The following is a 17,668-nucleotide window of genomic DNA, read 5'->3' on the forward strand; positions in this document are numbered from 1 at the left end:
CGCGATCGGGAATGTTGCATTTGCTTCTAGTACACTGCGCGGCATTACCGTGGAGTGGCTACCGCCGACTATATTTCCACGTGCAGGTCACGGAGACAGAACAATGCGTTTGCTAACTTGTTTGTTATTGCTGGCACTCTGCCCGCTCACAGCACTCGCGGAGACCGCCTACATTACTGACCAGCTACGACTGGGATTGCACAGGGCGGCGGATACGAGTGATCGAGCATTCCGTACGCTTGAAAGCGGCCAGGAGCTGGAGATCATCAGCAGAGACCGTAATTACGCCAATGTTCGTTTGCCCGACGGGACGGTCGGCTATGTAAAGGCGGCCTATCTGGTCTCGGACAAACCGGCAAAACTGATCGTCAATGAAGCGCAGGCTGAGTCGGGTCGTTTACAGGAAGAGCTGACGCGATTGCAGGCCTCATTTGCACAACCAGCAGCAACGATTGCATCACTGGAAAAAAGTCTGGACGAGAGTTCGGCTTCGTTGGCGCAGACCCGGCAACAACTTGACGAATTGACCGAGCAGAACGAAGAGTACGTAGCGCGTTTCAGCAAATACAAGTACAGCTTGCCGTTAACCTGGGTTAGTGGAGCTTTGCTGGTTTGTTTGCTGGCGGGTTTTCTCGGTGGCCTCTGGTGGACCGACTATCGCAGCCGCAAACGGCATGGCGGTATTCGAATCTACTGAGCATTTGCAAAGAGGCGCACAACGCTGTGCTGTATTACCGTAACTGCGATTGCGGTGCGCGGCTCGAATAGTGGCTGTTGTCGTCATCGCAGTACAGGCTGGAGGTGACCGTGCGGATGCTTTCCACCTCTTTCATAATCAGCCGGGCCCGGCTTACTACCTGGTGGCCAGCCAGGGTGATGCTGCTGAGGCTCTTGCCCTTGCGAACAAAAAGTTGCATGCCGAGCTCTTCCTCAAGCAACTTGAGTTGCTTGCTCACGCCGGGCTGTGACGTATACAAGCGTTCGGCGGCCGCGGTGATGTTGAGGCCATTGTCGACGATAGCGAGAAGGTACTTTAGTTGTTGTAGTTTCATTCTCGATGATTGGGTTATTTGCCACAGGTTGACAAAAATAGACCGCAATAGGGATGGAACGTTTCAGTGAGTTCGGCTAAAAATCCGGCAGTTTCAGCTATTCTTTAGACTATTCTGTTATTTGTCCCGATATTCTGTTGGGTTATCGCCACAAAACAAAAAGTTTGCTTTCAGAGCGAGCGAGCAAGGCTACTATCCGCACTGCTTTGTCACTGATCGCCGGTGGCGCATCAGCATTCACCAGGACATACGAACTATGGGGTTTTCAGCATGATTTACGACAATATTCTGGACACGATCGGCAACACGCCGGTAATCCGGCTCAATCGCATGGGCCCAACGGGTGTCGAGCTTTACGTTAAAGTTGAATCGTTCAACCCTATGGCGTCGGTTAAAGACCGGCTCGCGTTTGCGATTATCAACGATGCGGAACAACGCGGTGAGCTGCAGCCGGGACAAACAGTCGTCGAGGCGACCTCAGGCAATACCGGCATTGCACTGGCTATGGTGTGTGCGGCGCGCGGTTACCCGTTCGTTGCGGTCATGGCGGAGTCATTCTCGGTTGAGCGGCGCAAGATCATGCGCGGTCTCGGCGCCAAGGTCATTCTGACGCCCGCGGCGGAGCGCGGCACAGGCATGGTGCGCAAGGCGGAAGAGTTGGCGAAACAGCATGGCTGGTTCCTGGCCCGGCAGTTCGAGAACCCGGCGAACCCTGAGTACCACCGGCAAACGACCGGCCCCGAGATCCTCAGGGACTTCGCCGGTCGTCGCCTCGATTACTGGGTGAGCGGCTACGGCACAGGCGGCACAATGACAGGCGCTGGTGAAGTGCTGAAGGCTGCCCGACCTTCTGTCCGCATCGTCGCGACCGAACCCGCCGGTGCGTCACTGCTGGCCGGCAAGGAATGGCAGCCGCACAAGATTCAGGGCTGGACGCCGGATTTCATTCCTGACGTGCTGAATCGGCAAATCTATGACGAGCTGGTTCCGGTCAGTGATGATGACGCCATACGGGTTTCTCGTGAGTTGGCGGCAAAGGAAGGCATTTTTGCGGGTATCTCGTCCGGTGCCACGCTGGCAGCTGCGCTGGCTGTAGCGGAGCAAGCGGAGCAGGGTTCCGTGTTGCTGGCAATGCTGCCCGATACTGGCGAGCGTTATCTGAGTACGCCCCTGTTTGAAGGCGTCAACGAAGGGTCCGATGATGCCTGGCTGGCAACGTTAGGCTGATGCTTTCGCGGAGCCGTGTACCTGCACGGCTCCGCGTTTGGCCGTGCACAGGCCGCATTTTTGTATAAAACCCGGCAAAAACGCCTGAATCTGCAGTTTGCCTGAGACGCCAGTCACAGTGACAGGGACAGCGCGCATGGCACTATCTATTGAATTCGCGCTGGCCGTTTCGGCCGGAATGCGACTTCGGAGCGCCAACGACAATGACGGCAGAAGTGCACCGTATCGCCAGCCGGCGGAGCATCGGCAAGGTAAAGGGTCTCTTGCACTCTTTGGTGCCGCGCGCTACCTGCTTTGCTTTCTACGACGTATCCAGAGCCTGCTTTTGGAGCAGCGACGGCGCAGACGACTACGAGCTGGACAATTTTGTAACCGATTTGCCCGTCGAAATATTGCACGGTCGCGAACCCGACAGTACTTTCCTGCGGCGTACGCTGGCATCCGGTCGAACCATTCTATTGTTAACGGTGCCCGGCGACGGCGCTGATGCGCTTGGCGTGCTGATCGCTGTCTTCTCACGCAATGCCGGTAAGGCATCGTGGTTCAATCCGAATTTGATCCGGGAGATTCTGCTGCCGGTTGTCGATGTCATCCGCGAGAATTTGTACCTTGAAGAACGAGTGAGCCTTCTCGAGCGGCGATCTGCGGCTGTCGAGAAAGAGCTCAAACTCGTCTACACGTTGGATGAAAAGGTACACGGAACGTCCCGTAGCCATAGTGGCCTGGCCCAGTTGGTTGGCCAGAGCGGTCGTTACCTGGGGGTCGCCTACAGTGTCTTGTTATTGCCGGCCAAACGCATTCGAATCAGTGCTACGCATTCAAGCTGGAAGCACGTTAACCGCAAGTCGCTGGACAAATACCTGATCGACGTGTTGTTCCCGAAGCTGATCGGTGAGGATGAGCCGGCCGTTTTCGAAGTGCCGCCGTCATCGAATCATGAGAGTCCGGCAGATCAGGGATTTCAGGTCATGCTCAGTCCCCTGCATGATGCGGCAGGAAACGTAGAAGGCGCCGTGGCACAACTTGGCAAGGTCAATGGCCAGTCTTTCACGGCGGAAAACATGCGATTCATGTCGCACGTCGTTCGCAAGGTTGAGTACCTGATCAGGCAGTCGTTCGATGTAATGACCGGCCTGATGAATCGCTCGGGCTTTGAGGCGCAAATTCACGAGTCGCTGGGCCAGCTTGAAAAGCCGACAGATGTCCATCAGATGGTCTATTTTGATCTGGACAATCTGCAGTTGGTGAACGACACGTTCGGCCAGCAAGCCGGTGATGAAGTAATCAAGCGATTCGGTCAGCTAATCGAAGAGCAACTGCCGCGCAACGGCATCGCGACCCGGCTGACCGGCGACGACTTTGCCATCCTGTTGACGCACAGTAGCGAAGAAGAAGCGATGGCGCTCGCGAAGAGCCTGTGTGGCAGCAGCGACCAGTTACGTTACCTGAAAGGGGACAAATCACTGCAGGTAACCGTAAGCGCGGGGATTGCGCCGTTCACCGCACAAGTCAGTGATGAAAGCTCGATCTTGAAAGCGGCGCGTATCGCCTGCGATTCGGCGAAAGATCATGGGCGCGATCGAATCGAGGTTTATGACCAGCAAAACCAGAGCATCATTCGCCGTTTTGATGATATGAACCTGGTCACCGAGATTCAGAAGTCACTGGATGCGGACGAGCTTGAATTGCATGCTCAGCCGATTGTCAGCCTGTCGCGGAAGGGCGTGGCGCCGCGATTCGAAGTATTGCTGCGAATGCGCGGTACGGATGGTACGTGCATTTCGACGAGTGCCTTTTTCTCGGCGGCGGAGCGTTATCAGCTCATGCCGCAGATCGATCGCTGGGTGGTATCTGCGACTATTTCCAGTTTGCGGCCGCACAGCGGCTTCCTTGAGGAGTCCGGGGTGGTCTTCTCAGTGAACCTCTCCGGCCAGTCGCTTGGCGACGATGCGATACGCCGTTTCATCGAGGAGGAGATCGATGCCTCCGGCGTGCCGGCAGCGTCTTTGTGTTTCGAAGTCACGGAGTCTGCCGCGGTTGCCAATCGCCGCAAAGCGCAATCGTTCATTGATTCGCTGCGCAAGCGCGGTTGCCGGTTTTCGCTGGATGATTTCGGTGCCGGCCTCAGCTCGTTCGCGTATCTCAAGAACTTTAATGTGGACACGCTGAAGATCGATGGCAGCTTTATACGCGACATAACTGACAACCGAATTTCGGAGTCGATGGTGGCCGCTATTACCCAGGTGGCCAAGGTTATGGAGCTGGACACCGTTGCGGAATACGTGGAGAACAGCAAGACCAAGACGCTGCTGCGCAAACTGGGTGTCGACTTCGTGCAAGGCCACGCGACGGGCAAGCCACGCCCGCTTGATATCGTGATGCAGGAGCTGCTTGGCCAGGACGTCGCATCCAAAGCGTAAACTCGCGCAATTCGCTAGAAGACCCCCGCTTCCAGGCCAGCAGCGAGCAACATGCCCAGCTCTTCGCAATCCTGTAGTTGCTGCTCGTCAAAATCACCGCACATCAATATTGGCTCATGAACCTGCTTCAGGTTGAGGCCGGACACTATTCGCTGGATGCTCTTGATGGCGCCGCTGCCGTCATTGCCCGCGCGCACGAACAGCGCGTACGGCATGCCACTGACTTTGTCCTGGCAGGGGTAGTAGACCTGGTCGAGGAAATGCTTCAGTGCGCCGCTCATATAGCCGAAATTTTCGGGTGTGCCGAGAATCAGACCGTCGGCCCACAAAAGGTCTTCAACGCCCGCTGCGAGCGCATCCAATCGTCGCACTTCAACGTTGTCTATATCAGGGTGCCGCGCACCCGTTTCGACCGCTTCTGCCATGCGCGTCGTTGAACCGGATTGCGAGTGGTAAACGATCAGCAGTTGTTTGTTCTCGCTCATGGTTGCGATCACCGCTCGCCGGCGCTTCGGCGGCGGTCTGTCGCCGCGTGTTCGTTCATGAGCGGCACATTGCGAGATTGCTGCGCGCCAGAACATCGACGGCGGCAGACTTCGGAGTGAGGTACATTGCGCTGAACACTTGTCCTCCATTTGGTTAGACTCTCGCGAATGTTACCGCAACCGCAAAATCAGTTTGCTGACCTGGTCGACGACTTGCCTGTGCTGCTGCAGTCGCCGGTCCGCTTGTGGCTGACGCTCATGCAGGAGCAGGAGCCAGCAGCCCTGCCGGCGTTAATGAATGCATCACTCGGCGCTGCCGAACTGCTGAAACTGGTAGCGACCAGCGAGTATGCGGCGAACGCCTTGCGCCGTCACTGGGCCTGGTTTGCCGAGCAAGCGGCAAGTGGTGCGCTCGATACCGCGCCGCAGCTGGCGTGGAGTGAGTTGTCACAGGATGCGGATGAGCCATTGTTCGGCCGCCAGCTGCGCAGTCTGCGCAATCGAAGTTTGCTGCATATCCTGTGGCGCGAGCTGCACGGCAAGGCCGAGCTGGACGAAACATTAACGTCATTGTCCGCGCTGGCCGACAACCTGGTAGCGGCCTGCGAAGGTTATGCCCGCCGGCAGTTGCGCGAACGGTTTGGTGACGTGCGGGACGCCGACGGTCAGCCAGTGTCTCTGTGCATACTCGCCATGGGCAAGCTCGGGGGCCGCGAACTTAATTTCTCGTCCGATATCGACGTTATTTTCCTTTACCCGCACGATGGCGACAGCGATGGCGCCCGCACGTTGTCAGCGCAGGAATATTTCACGCGGCTGGCCAGGCGGATCGTGGCCTTGCTGGAGGAGTCGACGGCGGATGGTTTCGTTTACCGGGTGGATACCCGCTTGCGGCCGTTCGGCGACAGTGGCCCACCGGTGGTCAGTTTTGCGGCGCTGGAGTCGTATCTGCTCAATCACGGTCGCACCTGGGAGCGCTACGCGTATATAAAGTCGCGGGTGATAGTGCCGGCGACCAGTGATATCGAGGTAACGGCACTCTACAAAGAGTTGATTGAACCATTCGTGTATCGACGCTATCTCGATTTCGGCATTTTCGAGTCGCTGCGCGACATGAAGGCGATGATCAGTGCCGAGGTGCAACGACGCGAAATGGCCCGCAACGTCAAGCTCGGGCCGGGCGGGATTCGTGAGGTTGAATTCATTGCGCAATCCCTGCAACTGGTGCGCGGCGGCCAGGTTCGCGGTCTGCGTTGCCGGGAACTGCAGCAGGCACTGCGTCAGTTGGCGGACACGCGTGACCTGTTGCGCAGTGAGGTTAACGGACTGCTGGAGTCGTACGCTTTTCTGCGCCGTGTGGAAAATTTCATTCAGGCCATGCGTGACCAGCAAACTCACGACTTGCCGGATAACGAAGCGGATCAGGCGCGGATCGCGTTGGCTATGGATCGCCCTGATTGGCGAACGCTCGAGGCGGAAATCGAGCAGCATCGCACGTTCGTCAGTGAGCGCTTCACGGCGGTTGCGTTTCGCGGTGCTCACGAAACGGCGGCGTCGGAACTGCGCGCGGGATTCGCAACACATTGTGAGTCGGTGCTCGATACGGACAGTTGGGAGCAGCAGTTTCTGCAGCACGGCTACGAGGAGCCCGCTGTGCTGGCGGCCGAAATGTGCCGTTTTCTGCAGGACCGGGCGACCCTGCAGGCGGATGCTACGGCCCGCCGGCGTCTCAACCAGCTATTGCCGGTGATGCTGGATATGCTGCACGGTCGGGCGCAGGTGGCGGAAACACTGCGGCGCTTGCTCAATATCGTTGCCCGGGTTCTGCGGCGCAGCGCTTACGTGGCACTGTTGATCGAAAACAGAGCGGCTCTGCGACGCCTCATTGAGCTGTGTGAAAAAAGCGCTTACCTCGCCGAGGAAATCGCGCGGTTTCCGATGTTGCTCGATGAGATGCTGGATCCGCGGCCATATTCAGTCGATTACAACGCCGCAACGTTGCGCGAAAACCTTGCCGAGCGACTGACGAGCCTTGGTGAGGTGGACAGCGAACGGCGCGTCGAGGTGCTGGGTCAGTTCCAGCGGGCGGCACTGTTTCGAATTGCCGCGGCTGACTTTACCGGCAACTTGCCGATCATGAAGGTCAGCGATCAACTGACCGACCTGGCTGAGATCGTGCTGGCCGAGGCATTGACTGTTGCCTGGCGGGATCTGGTTGAACGTTTCGGCGAGCCACGCTTTGTGGAAGATGGCCACAACCGCGCAGCCGGGCTCGGTGTCATCGCTTACGGCAAGCTTGGTGGCTTTGAGTTGTCGTACGGCTCGGATCTCGATCTCGTATTTCTGCACAATTCGCGTGGCAGCGAGCAGCACACGAACGGGGCCAAGGCCGTGGAAAACGGCATGTTTTTTGTCCGGCTCGCGCGCAGGCTCGTGCATTTTCTGACCATACAAACGGGCTCCGGAGCGCTCTACGATGTGGATACGCGATTGCGCCCCAGTGGTCGGGCGGGCTTGCTGGTCACCAGTGTCGAGGCGTTTGAACGCTATCAAAGGGAAAACGCCTGGACCTGGGAACATCAGGCGCTGTTGCGCGCCCGCCCTGTTGCCGGGCATGCCGGGGTCGCGCGCGAATTCGAGCGGATCCGTGCAGACACACTGACAGGCCGGGTCAATCGCGACAGCTTGCGCGACGATGTTCGCGCCATGCGTGAAAAGATGCGCGCCCAGTTGGACAGTGCGGCCGATCAAGGCTTCGATCTCAAGCAGGGCAAAGGCGGCATCGGCGATATTGAGTTCATCGTGCAGTACCTGGTTCTGGCCAATGCCGCTCGCGAACCGGCGATCATTCACTACCCGGACAATATCCGCCAGCTGGGTACGCTGGGTGCTGCTGGCTGTTTGCCCCGGGAAACCGTGGCGAGGCTGCAGGACAGCTACCGGGCCTATCGGCTGCGTCTGCATACCTTGTTGCTCGACGGCAAGCCGCCAGTGGTTGCCAATGACGCGTTTCCGACCGAGCGGGCGTTCGTTTCGGCCCTGTGGGATGAGTTGCTGGCTTGATTCCTTTGACTGGTGTTAGCCGCGCGGTCAATGGCGTTGCTATAATCGCGGCCTCTTCCAGCACGACACAGGTGATACAGGTGGCAGCCAAAGCAGGGACGGTCGAGCAGAATTTGATTCCGGCCAATTCAGAACATCGCTATGAAGTCAGTCGCAAGGATTTGCCGCTGTCCTGTCCCATGCCGGGCATGTATTTGTGGAACTCGCACCCCAAGGTTTACCTGCCGGTGGCAGTCACGGGCGAGGCCAAGTGTCCGTATTGCGGTGCGCAGTACGTCCTGACTGATCCCCGATGACAACGGCGCCGGCATTCCTGGCAGCGCCAGACCGCAGAGCGAAGCGCTAATGCACGTAGTGACCGGTGGTGCGGGCTTCGTCGGCAGCAACCTCGCACGTTCGTTAATAGCGCAAGGCGCTGACGATGTACTGATTGTGGATGACCTCCGCGACGGGCATAAATTCCGCAACATCGCCGATCTGCCGATTCTCGACTACATGGATCGCGCCGAGTTTCTGCAGCGGGTCGAGACCGACGCCGCTTTTGTGCAAAGCATGTCGGCGATTCTGCATCAGGGTGCTTGTTCGACCACGACCGAGTGGGATGGCAAGTACATGATGGAGAACAATTACAGCTATTCGAAAACGCTCTTGCACCGCTGCCTCGAGTTCGGCGTGCCGCTGATCTACGCATCGTCCGCAGCAGTCTACGGTGACGCCACCGAGTTCACGGAGTCGCCGGGCAATGAGCGGCCGTTGAATGTTTACGGCTATTCCAAACTGTTGTTCGATCAGTACGTACGGCGATTGTCGCTGACGGACCAGCAGCAGGTTGTCGGTTTGCGCTACTTCAATGTCTACGGTCCGCGCGAGCAGCACAAGGGCGCTATGGCAAGTGTCGCCTACCACTTCAACCAGCAGTTGAAGGACGACCACGAGGTTCGCCTGTTCGAAGGCTGCGATGGTTATGATGACGGCGAGCAACAGCGCGATTTTGTCTATGTCGATGATATTTCAGCGCTAAACCTGTGGTTCTTGCAGCACCGGAATGTGTCGGGCGTGTTCAATGCCGGCACCGGCCGCGCACAGAGTTTCAACGATGTCGCCAAGGCGGTCATCAAATGGCACGGGCGTGGCCGGATACGCTATGTCGCGTTTCCCGAGCATTTGAAAGGTGCATACCAGAGTTACACGCAAGCGGATCTGACCGCATTGCGCGCTGCCGGTTGCGATGTTGAATTTCGCGATGTTGCGCACGGCGTGCGTGATTACCTGGACGCGTTGGCGACCTGATCTGGCGTCACGTTGAGGCAGACACGCATACTCGTCGTCGGTCCGTCCTGGGTAGGCGACATGATCATGGCGCAGTCGTTGTTCAAATGGCTGAAGTTCCGCGACCCCGAATGCCTCATTGACCTGCTGGCCCCCGAATGGTCGTTACCCGTCATTGCCCGCATGCCCGAAGTTCACAAGCGCCTGGTGCTGCCCTTCGCGCACGGGGAGTTGGCGTTCAGCCAGCGCTGGCAGCTGGGACAATGGTTGCGGCCGGCGAACTACAATCGCGCGATCGTCTTGCCCCGGTCAATGAAGGCGGCGCTGGTACCGTATTTCGCAGGCATACCCCGCCGCACCGGCTTCCGCGGCGAAATGCGTTATGGCGTCATCAATGACCGCCGCCCGTTTGACAAGAGTGTGCTGGATCAGACCGTCAAACGCTTTCTTGCGCTGGGGCTGGACAGAAACGAGCCCTTGCCGGAGATTCCGCCGCCGGCATTGCGGGTCGATACGGAAAATCAGCAGCGACTGTACTCGGAGCTGGGGCTCGAACTGGACCGGCCGGTAATCGCCATGATGCCCGGTGCCGAATACGGCCCGGCAAAATGCTGGCCGCTGGAGTCATTCACGGCATTGGCGAACAGCCTGGACAGCGCCGGCTACCACGTCTGGGTGCTCGGTTCGGCCAAAGAGCAGCCATTGGGTGAGGCCATAGCCAGCGGCAGCAAGGCACTAAACCTTTGCGGCCGCACCAAACTCGTCGATGTTGTTGATTTGCTGGCGGCCAGCGCGGCAGCGGTCAGCAACGATTCCGGTCTTATGCACGTCGCGGCGGCCGTCGGCACCCACGTGGTCGGTATTTACGGCTCGACGTCCCCGCATTTCACGCCGCCGCTGACCGCGCAGAAGACGCTGCATTACCTCGATCTGGACTGCAGCCCCTGTTTCCAGCGCGAGTGCCCGCTCGGGCACCTGCGGTGCTTGCGTGAAATTACTCCAGAGCGTGTTCTGAGCAGTATTGTGGCGAATTAGCTGGAAAACTCTGCTATCTTCGAAAATCGTGATCGGCTGAGAAGCGCGCCCCTGGTGGTGTTGTGCCCGCGCCGGAGTTGCATCGCTAATTGCTCGGATAACGTGTCTAAATATCGCGAAAGCGATTAAACATGCGGTCAAATTCCGCTATTTCCTGAATTTGCTGATCTCGCGTGGCAATGATCGATTTCGGCTGTGTTGTACTATGCGTCTATGGTATTAAAATCCATAAATTTGGCAAGAAATACTAATAAATAGCGCGAATATCGAGAAAATGAGTATTTTCGGCGATGGCGCGCAGCAGGCCCGGTTTGCGCCCTTCGCGGCGAGCTCCGCAATTGGAATGTCCGGGAAAATAGCAGGAAAGTCGTTTAAAGTCGGTGATGTTTCTGGAAATTGCTATATTTTGGCAAACAGTGCATCGATCTTTTCCTTGACCCATGCCAGCCTGATCAGGCCCATGGCGCCGGGATCGCGCACCCGCTGGCCCCAGCGCAGCTGGTCTACCGGCTTGCCGAGGTACTTCTCGGCCGCTTCCGGGTAGGCGTTGACGCACAGATCACGGCTGAAATAGGGGCCGGTACGCAGAGGATTCGATGTCGCATAGAGGCCGATGACCGGTGTGGCGACGGTGGTTGCCAAGTGCGCCGGGCCTGAATCCGGGCACAACACACCGGCGGCCACCTCGATCAGGGCCAGCAGTTGTTTCAGGCTGGTCTTGCCCACGAGGTCGACAACATCGTCGCCGGCCAGGCGGCGGATCGTTGTCGCGTACTCCTGTTCCAGTTCCGAGCGGCCGCCGGTCAGTATCACCCTGCAATTGAATTTTTGCTGGGCGTGACGCGCGGCAGCGGCGTAGTTCTCGGCACTCCAGTTGCGAAAGTTGCGCGCACGCTGGCTACTGCACGGACTGATGACGAGGATCGGCCGCGCTTCGTCGCAGTATTGCGCAGCAAATTCCCGCTGAGCTTCGGTCAGGGGAATATCCCAGCGCAGAGTTTTATCCGGTACACCGATCGTGCGGGCAAAAGACAACATGGCGTCTTGCACATGCTGCCGTTGCTCCGGCGCAATACGACGGTTAGTGAACAGCCATTGAAAATCTTTGGCGCGTGCGTAGTCGTAACCGATACGCAATCGCGTGCGCAAGGATCGGTAGATGAAGTTGGCACGCATGGATGCGTGCATGCATAACGCGGCATCAAAAGACTGGGTACGCAGCTGGCGGCGCAGATCGCGGTAGGCGGCTCTGCCTTTCGATTTATCGAAAATGATAAACTCAATGCCCGGAATATCGGCGAGCAAGCCTGCTTCGGTCTTGCCGATGATCCAGGTGATCCGCGTTTCCGGCCAAGTGTCCTGTATGCTGCGTACGACGGCCAGCGCATGACAGGTGTCGCCAATCGCCGAAAGACGAACCACGCAAATACTGTCCGGCGGCGCGTGCTGAAACATGAAGATCAACCAGTGAAGGACGGCAAGATTTGAGCGACACCGTCGAGAAGACCAAGACCGGCGCCATCCTATACGATACCGCCATCCTCAACCATATCTCCGACGAGCAGTTCCACGCGCGCGGCTGGCGTGAGTCACGGCCCGTGCAAGGTAATCTGCGCTCGGCCGGGCGCGGTCAGACCTTGTTTGTCAGTGACGGCAGCAACGAGTTCGTATTGCGCCACTTCGTGCGCGGTGGCCTGGTCGGCCGGCTCGTGCGTGATGTTTATGTGTGGACGGGAGAGGAACGCACCCGACCGTTCATGGAGTGGCGACTCCTGTACAAGATGCGGGCGTTGGGTCTGCCTGTGCCGCAACCGGTCGCGGCACGCTACCGGCGCGCGGGCACATTTTATTCCGCCGATTTACTGACGCTGCGGGTGCCGGGCATCGAGCCGCTGTCGCAGCGGCTGAAGGGCCGTGAAGTCAGTCCGTTGTTCTGGTCGAAACTCGGTGCCGGACTGCAGCGCTTTCACCAGCATGGCATTTGTCATGCAGATCTGAACGCCTACAACGTACAAATCGACGCCGAAGATGAATTGTGCCTGCTGGACTTTGATCGCGGCAGTATGCGGGCGCCTGGCGCCTGGCAGGCAAAAAACCTGGCGCGGCTGCACCGCAGTCTGCGAAAAATTCGTGGCCTGGATCCTGCCATTAACTGGAACGAAGGTTTCTGGCAGCAATTGCTGGACGGCTACTTCCAGGCGTCAAGGTCGGCGTAGTAGTCCGGCAGATCGGCGGGCAGGTTCTTGTACTTGCGGTGAATCCAGTAGTACTGCTCCGGGCAGAGCCGGATACGTTCTTCCAGAATCTGCACATAGCGCAGCGTATCCGCAGCCGCGTCGTCACTCGGAAAGTTTTCCAGCGGCGGCAGGATACAAAGCTCGTACCGGCCATTGGCGAGTCGTCGCGGAAAATAGGGCAGCACGCGGGCCTTGCCCAATCGGGCCAGTGTGCTGGTCGCAGTATTGGTCATCGATGGCACCCCGAAGAACGGCAGCATCGCTGATTGTTTGAGGTTGTAACTCTGGTCAGGGGCGTACCAGACCGGGCGGCCCTCGCGCAGACTGCGCACCATGCTCTTGATGTCGTTTTTCTCGATCGTGCTGCGTGCCGATCGTTCGCGCCCTGTGCGCAGGATTTCGGTCAGAAATTCGCTGCGGTGTTTGCGGTACACGGCATCGAATGGCTGGCAGTTCAGGCTCAGTACCCGGCCGCTGACTTCAAGCGTCGTGAAATGCGCGCTCAGCAAAATAATGCCGATTCCGTCGTCGGCGGCTTGCTGCAAATGCTCGGTACCACTGATGTCGGTCAGCGCGACCAGTTCGCGATCTGACGTCCAGCGACCCATGCCCAGCTCGATCAACGATATGCCCTGCGCTTCCATGTGCTCGAGAGCCAGCTGGTTGCGGGCAGCCTCGTCCAGCTCTGGAAAGGCGAGCGAAAGATTGCGCCGGATGATCGCCCGTCGACGCCCGGCAATGCGGTGTAAAAACCGACCCAGCCAGCGGCCTGCCGCGAGCCTTGCGCGATGCGGCAACAGGCATACGATCCGCAACAGCAGCAATCCCAGCCATGCCGGCCAGTAGTTCGGCGTCCAGAATTGATAAAGCGGTTTGCGCCCGGTTTGGCTCATCGTTCTCGTCAGTTCGGAGTTGCGCCGCGAGTGTAACGAGTGCGGGACCGTGCGGGCAATTCGCGTACCCGGAACGCGGGCCTATTCTGAGATGCCGTCGGTATAGCCGTCGTCTGCGCCAGCCTCGTCATGCGCCGCAGGGTCGGCCGTGTTTTCATTCAATGGCGCTGCTTGTTCGGTAGCGATGCCGACGTGAAACGCGGCAAAGCCCGGCATGACAACCTGGTTCTTGGCCATGCCTATGACCCGTCCGGAAAACGGCGAGTACAGGTTGGTGGTCGCATTGTTCATCGGGTCGGTGATGCTGCCCAGTAAATCGCCACGGCGGACGCTGCTACCCAGACTGACATCCGCCAGCAGGATGCCGCCCCGGTTTGCGCGAACCCAGGAGGACCGGTAGTAGACCGGTTCCGGGTCACCCCAGAGTCGCGACCGCTTGACCATGCCCAGGGTATGCAGCAAGGTTTCCACGCCCTTGACACCGTGTTTCACTTCTTTGAGTTCGAGTTCCGAGGGCCCGCCAGCTTCCAGCGTCACGGTGGGCACGCCAGCCGCGGTTGCGGCATAGCGCAAGGTGCCGCGTGCCGGCGTACTGTGCAGGATTACCGTTGCGCCGAAGCCTTGTGTGATCGTCACGACATCCGGATTGCGCAGATCAGCACGCAGTTGCGGCAGGTTGGTACGTTCAAACGAACCGGTGTGCAGATCAATCAGCGCATCACAATGCAGCACTATCTCGGTAAAAAACGAATGCGCAATGCGTGATGCGGCGCTGCCATTGCGGTTGCCCGGAAAATAGCGATTGAGGTCACGGCGATCCGGCAGGTAACGGGAGCCGCGCCTGAATCCCTGCAGGTTGACGATAGGCACGCCAATAACCGCGCCGGACAGTTTGTCCGGGTTGAGTTCGTGCATAACCCGCCGGACCATTTCTATGCCGTTGAGTTCGTCACCGTGTACCGCCGCAGTGAGGCATACAGTCGGTCCGGCAAACTGCCCGTTGACGACCAGGACCGGTGTGGAGACCGGCAGGCCTTCGAACAATTCCGTGGCCGACCAGGCGAGGCGCCGGTAGCTGCCGGGCGGTACCGAGTCGCCGAGCAAGTGCAGGGTTTCGGCGGCATGTTCGGCGGTGGTTACCGCATTGGCGAGCGGCACGACCGGAACCAGGCGGTCACTGGCATCGACGACAGGACTTGGCAAGCTCAGGTCCGGTGTTGCATTGTTGCCTGCCTCGGCATCCGTGCTGACGACACTGTCGCTGTCCGCTTCGGTCTCCGAACGCGTCTCGCTGCTACCGGTCTCATCCAGCATGGCGAGTTGAACGGCTGCGTTCGCGGGTTCGTCCGCTGCTGGCAAAACCGGCGCAACGGCGAGTAATGCGGCAGACAGCAGCAACGATTTATGGAAGGAGAGTATTTGTGTGTTCATTTGCAGATGGCCATAGGGCCTCAGACAGCGATTCCGGTTTGCCGGTTCCAGCAGGCTTGAAAATGCCTCATAAAGCCCGTGAGTTCTGTGAACTGTGCGGTAATCCTGCGCACAGCCCGTTATTCAACGTGTAGTTATTACTGATGATAAGGTCTTTTTGCAAAGCGCGTCTCGTTACTCTTCTCTGTTGTGCCCTTTTGTCGGTTGCCGGCCTTGCCCGGGCGGACGACGAGCTATTCCCGCTGCCGGCTGAATTGAATCGTGATGTCGACTTCTGGTTGGCCGTTTTCACCGACTATACGAGCGACGAAGGGCTGCTACACGACAACCGCAATCTTGCGGTTGTTTACGAGCGGGTCAGCATGCCGGCGAGTGTTTCACGGCGCGAACGGCAGCGGCGGGTCGGCGTACGCCGCAAGCACTACCAAAGCATTCTGCGAAGTCTGGGCAGCGGCAAGCGCGCCAATCTCAGCGAAGATGAACAGCGCGTTCTGGCATTGTGGCCAGACGATGTCAGTAACAGCGAGCTAAACAGCGCGGCAAACCAGATCCGCTACCAGCAGGGGTTGTCGGACCGCTTCCGGGAAGGCTTGCAACGTGCAGGGCGCTGGCGCGCGCACGTGCATGAATCGTTCTCCCGCCTGGGCGTGCCGCTTGAACTCGCCGCTCTGCCGCACGTCGAATCCTCGTACAACCCGGGCGCGCGCTCGCACGTCGGTGCCTCGGGCATATGGCAGTTTACCCGCGGCACCGGCCGGCGTTTCATGCGCATCGACCACGTGCTGGATGAGCGCAACGACCCGTATGCCGCCACGGTCGCTGCGGGCGAGCTGCTGGCTTACAACTATTCGATTGTCGGCAACTGGCCCATGGCGATCACCGCCTACAACCACGGTCTGGCTGGTGCGCGACGCGCGATGCGGGAGTTTGGTGATACCAACTACGTGCAGATCATGCGTGAGTACAAAGGGCGTACTTTCGGTTTCGCGTCGCGCAATTTCTATGTCGCGTTTCTGGCGGCGCTGAGAGTTGATCAGGACCCGCAAAAGTACTTCCCCGGGGTTACCGCCGAGCCCGCCCTGGTCTACGACACAGTCGAGTTGCCGGCCTACTTACCGGCCGATGCACTCGCCACAGCAACCGGCATCAGCGCGCGGGAGCTGGCACAACACAACCCGGCAACCCAGGCCACAATCTGGCAAGGCAGCAAACACTTGCCGAAAGGGTTCCAGCTCCGCGTGCCGGGTGGCCGCTTGCAGGCGCCGCTGGCCGAGCTCGTGGCAAACATTGACGAATCCGTCTGGCAGCAGGAGCAATTGCCGGATCTTTTCCATACGGTTGCCCGTGGCGACACCCTGTCTGAGATTGCCGAGGCGTATAAGACTCGCGTATCCACACTGGTGGCGCTGAACAATATGGGCAGCGGCAACCGCATCCGGATAGGCGAGCGGATCCGCTTGCCGGCTGCCGGACCTGCGCCAGTGGCCGTGGCCGCTGCGCTTGCACCCGCTCCGGAGCCCGAGCCGGAACCCGAGCCGATTGTCGAGCCCGAGCCAACTGCCGTGCTGGCAGCGGATGATGAACAAGTAATCGAAGGTTCTGGTGCGTTGCCCGATGATGTCGATGACGGTGACGGCACAACAGTGAGCACTGCACGGACTTCCTTGTTATCCGATCCCAGCGATTACACGGTCGCGGCCGATTCGACGATCGAAGTGCACCCGCTCGAGACGCTCGGGCACTACGCGGACTGGCTGGGGATTCGTACCCAACGGTTGCGCGATATCAATGGTCTCGCATTTCGCACGCCGGTATCGATCGGCGATCGTCTGAAACTCGATCTTGGCAATGTGAATGTCAGCGACTTCGAATCGAAACGCGTGGACTATCACCGGGCCCAGCAGGATGCATTTTTCCGCAGCACGACGATTCGCGGCCTCAGAGAGCACACCGTCAAGCGAGGCGAGTCTGTCTGGGTACTCGCATTGCGCCAGTACAAAGTTCCGCTTTGGCTGTTTCGGCAGTACAACCCGGAGCTGGATATGCACAGGGTGCAGCCCGGAACCGTCATCCAGTTGCCGGTACTCGTAACTGCCGCAGAATGAGTCGCAGCGCGTGTTGAGCACCGTAGTCCGCATCCTGCCTGTGCTGTTCGTAACGCTGGCCGCTGTTGCTTACGTGGCCTATGTCGAGGGTGCCGATGCATTTGCCGTGCGCAACAGTGTGCCGATGCTGGTATTGATCCTGCTTGCAGCGCTGACCTTGTACCGCGGCGGCGGAAGCTGGCGCGGCGCGGACTGGCGCTGGTTGCTGGGGACGCTGGGCTTTGCCATCCCCGCACTCGGCCTGTCCTTGTATCTGCACTACGGCTACCACACAGACCTGGACGGCATACGCAGCAATGCAATGTACCCGCTCGACTTGTTCCGCTATCTGCCCGCTTACACACTGGTCGCCGGCGCGATCGGTTTTGCCATAGGCTGGATCGTTGGTCGTAATGTTCGTTAGAGAAGGATTCCCGGTCGCGTCCGAGTCTGGTAAGTTTTCAGGCTGGAC

The 17,668-nt window shown here is 58.9% G+C and carries 15 protein-coding genes; 10 read left to right on the plus strand and 5 right to left on the minus strand.

What is annotated here, in order from left to right:
* The first annotated feature begins 103 nt into the window (after window positions 1–103).
* On the plus strand, window positions 104–697 hold the full coding sequence (locus BA177_RS03015; protein WP_068612668.1) for a TIGR04211 family SH3 domain-containing protein: 594 nt from the start codon (window positions 104–106) through the stop codon (window positions 695–697).
* Window positions 698–731: 34 nt separating this feature from the next.
* On the opposite strand, the gene BA177_RS03020 is transcribed toward BA177_RS03015, so the two are convergent.
* Window positions 732–1,052 carry a LysR family transcriptional regulator gene (locus BA177_RS03020; protein WP_068612671.1) on the minus strand — a complete coding sequence of 107 codons (321 nt, stop codon included), beginning with the start codon at window positions 1,050–1,052 and terminating at the stop codon, window positions 732–734.
* A 270-nt stretch (window positions 1,053–1,322) separates the two neighbouring features.
* On the opposite strand from BA177_RS03020, the gene cysK reads away from it, so the two are divergent.
* A complete protein-coding gene (gene cysK / locus BA177_RS03025) occupies window positions 1,323–2,279 on the plus strand; it encodes a cysteine synthase A (RefSeq protein ID WP_068612674.1) in 957 nt (318 codons plus the stop codon).
* Window positions 2,280–2,482: 203 nt separating this feature from the next.
* Entirely contained in the window at window positions 2,483–4,699 is a 2,217-nt protein-coding gene (locus tag BA177_RS03035) for a putative bifunctional diguanylate cyclase/phosphodiesterase (protein WP_068612680.1), read from the plus strand.
* Between the two features lie 14 nt (window positions 4,700–4,713).
* Here BA177_RS03035 and BA177_RS03040 read toward each other — a convergent pair whose 3' ends face one another.
* Window positions 4,714–5,184, minus strand: coding sequence for a flavodoxin family protein (locus tag BA177_RS03040; protein WP_068618814.1), 471 nt, complete (start codon window positions 5,182–5,184; stop codon window positions 4,714–4,716).
* A gap of 168 nt (window positions 5,185–5,352) precedes the next feature.
* Between BA177_RS03040 and glnE the strand changes: the two genes are divergently transcribed.
* From glnE to waaF, 4 genes are all read left to right on the plus strand, one after another.
* Window positions 5,353–8,247, plus strand: a complete 2,895-nt coding sequence (gene glnE / locus BA177_RS03045; protein WP_068612683.1) for a bifunctional [glutamate--ammonia ligase]-adenylyl-L-tyrosine phosphorylase/[glutamate--ammonia-ligase] adenylyltransferase — start codon at window positions 5,353–5,355, stop codon at window positions 8,245–8,247.
* Window positions 8,248–8,327: 80 nt separating this feature from the next.
* Window positions 8,328–8,543 carry a zinc-finger domain-containing protein gene (locus BA177_RS18510; protein ID WP_068618816.1) on the plus strand — a complete coding sequence of 72 codons (216 nt, stop codon included), beginning with the start codon at window positions 8,328–8,330 and terminating at the stop codon, window positions 8,541–8,543.
* 49 nt (window positions 8,544–8,592) lie between these two features.
* Entirely contained in the window at window positions 8,593–9,537 is a 945-nt protein-coding gene (gene rfaD / locus BA177_RS03055) for an ADP-glyceromanno-heptose 6-epimerase (RefSeq protein ID WP_068612686.1), read from the plus strand.
* Between the two features lie 12 nt (window positions 9,538–9,549).
* Window positions 9,550–10,551, plus strand: a complete 1,002-nt coding sequence (gene waaF, locus BA177_RS03060; protein WP_082989818.1) for a lipopolysaccharide heptosyltransferase II — start codon at window positions 9,550–9,552, stop codon at window positions 10,549–10,551.
* Window positions 10,552–10,950: 399 nt separating this feature from the next.
* Here the strand turns inward: waaF and BA177_RS03065 are convergent, their stop codons facing one another.
* Entirely contained in the window at window positions 10,951–12,006 is a 1,056-nt protein-coding gene (locus tag BA177_RS03065; protein WP_068612692.1) for a glycosyltransferase family 9 protein, read from the minus strand.
* A 29-nt stretch (window positions 12,007–12,035) separates the two neighbouring features.
* Here BA177_RS03065 and BA177_RS03070 point away from each other — a divergent pair, with 29 nt between their 5' ends.
* Window positions 12,036–12,767 (plus strand): 3-deoxy-D-manno-octulosonic acid kinase, encoded by a 732-nt coding sequence (locus BA177_RS03070; RefSeq protein ID WP_068612695.1) that lies wholly within the window; start codon window positions 12,036–12,038, stop codon window positions 12,765–12,767.
* Here BA177_RS03070 and BA177_RS03075 read toward each other — a convergent pair.
* Window positions 12,740–13,681: an LpxL/LpxP family acyltransferase gene (locus BA177_RS03075; RefSeq protein WP_068612698.1), complete on the minus strand. Its 942-nt coding sequence runs from the start codon at window positions 13,679–13,681 to the stop codon at window positions 12,740–12,742. The two genes, BA177_RS03070 and BA177_RS03075, sit on opposite strands and share 28 nt — an antisense overlap.
* Before the next feature lie 81 nt (window positions 13,682–13,762).
* Window positions 13,763–15,112 (minus strand): succinylglutamate desuccinylase/aspartoacylase family protein, encoded by a 1,350-nt coding sequence (locus tag BA177_RS03080; RefSeq protein WP_068612701.1) that lies wholly within the window; start codon window positions 15,110–15,112, stop codon window positions 13,763–13,765.
* Between the two features lie 197 nt (window positions 15,113–15,309).
* On the opposite strand from BA177_RS03080, the gene BA177_RS03085 reads away from it, so the two are divergent.
* Window positions 15,310–17,217 carry a LysM peptidoglycan-binding domain-containing protein gene (locus BA177_RS03085; RefSeq protein ID WP_068612703.1) on the plus strand — a complete coding sequence of 636 codons (1,908 nt, stop codon included), beginning with the start codon at window positions 15,310–15,312 and terminating at the stop codon, window positions 17,215–17,217.
* 10 nt (window positions 17,218–17,227) lie between these two features.
* Window positions 17,228–17,620, plus strand: coding sequence for a hypothetical protein (locus tag BA177_RS03090; RefSeq protein WP_068612706.1), 393 nt, complete (start codon window positions 17,228–17,230; stop codon window positions 17,618–17,620).
* Window positions 17,621–17,668: the final 48 nt, after the last annotated feature.

This window comes from Woeseia oceani, from assembly GCF_001677435.1.
Classification (GTDB): Bacteria; Pseudomonadota; Gammaproteobacteria; order Steroidobacterales; family Woeseiaceae; genus Woeseia; species Woeseia oceani.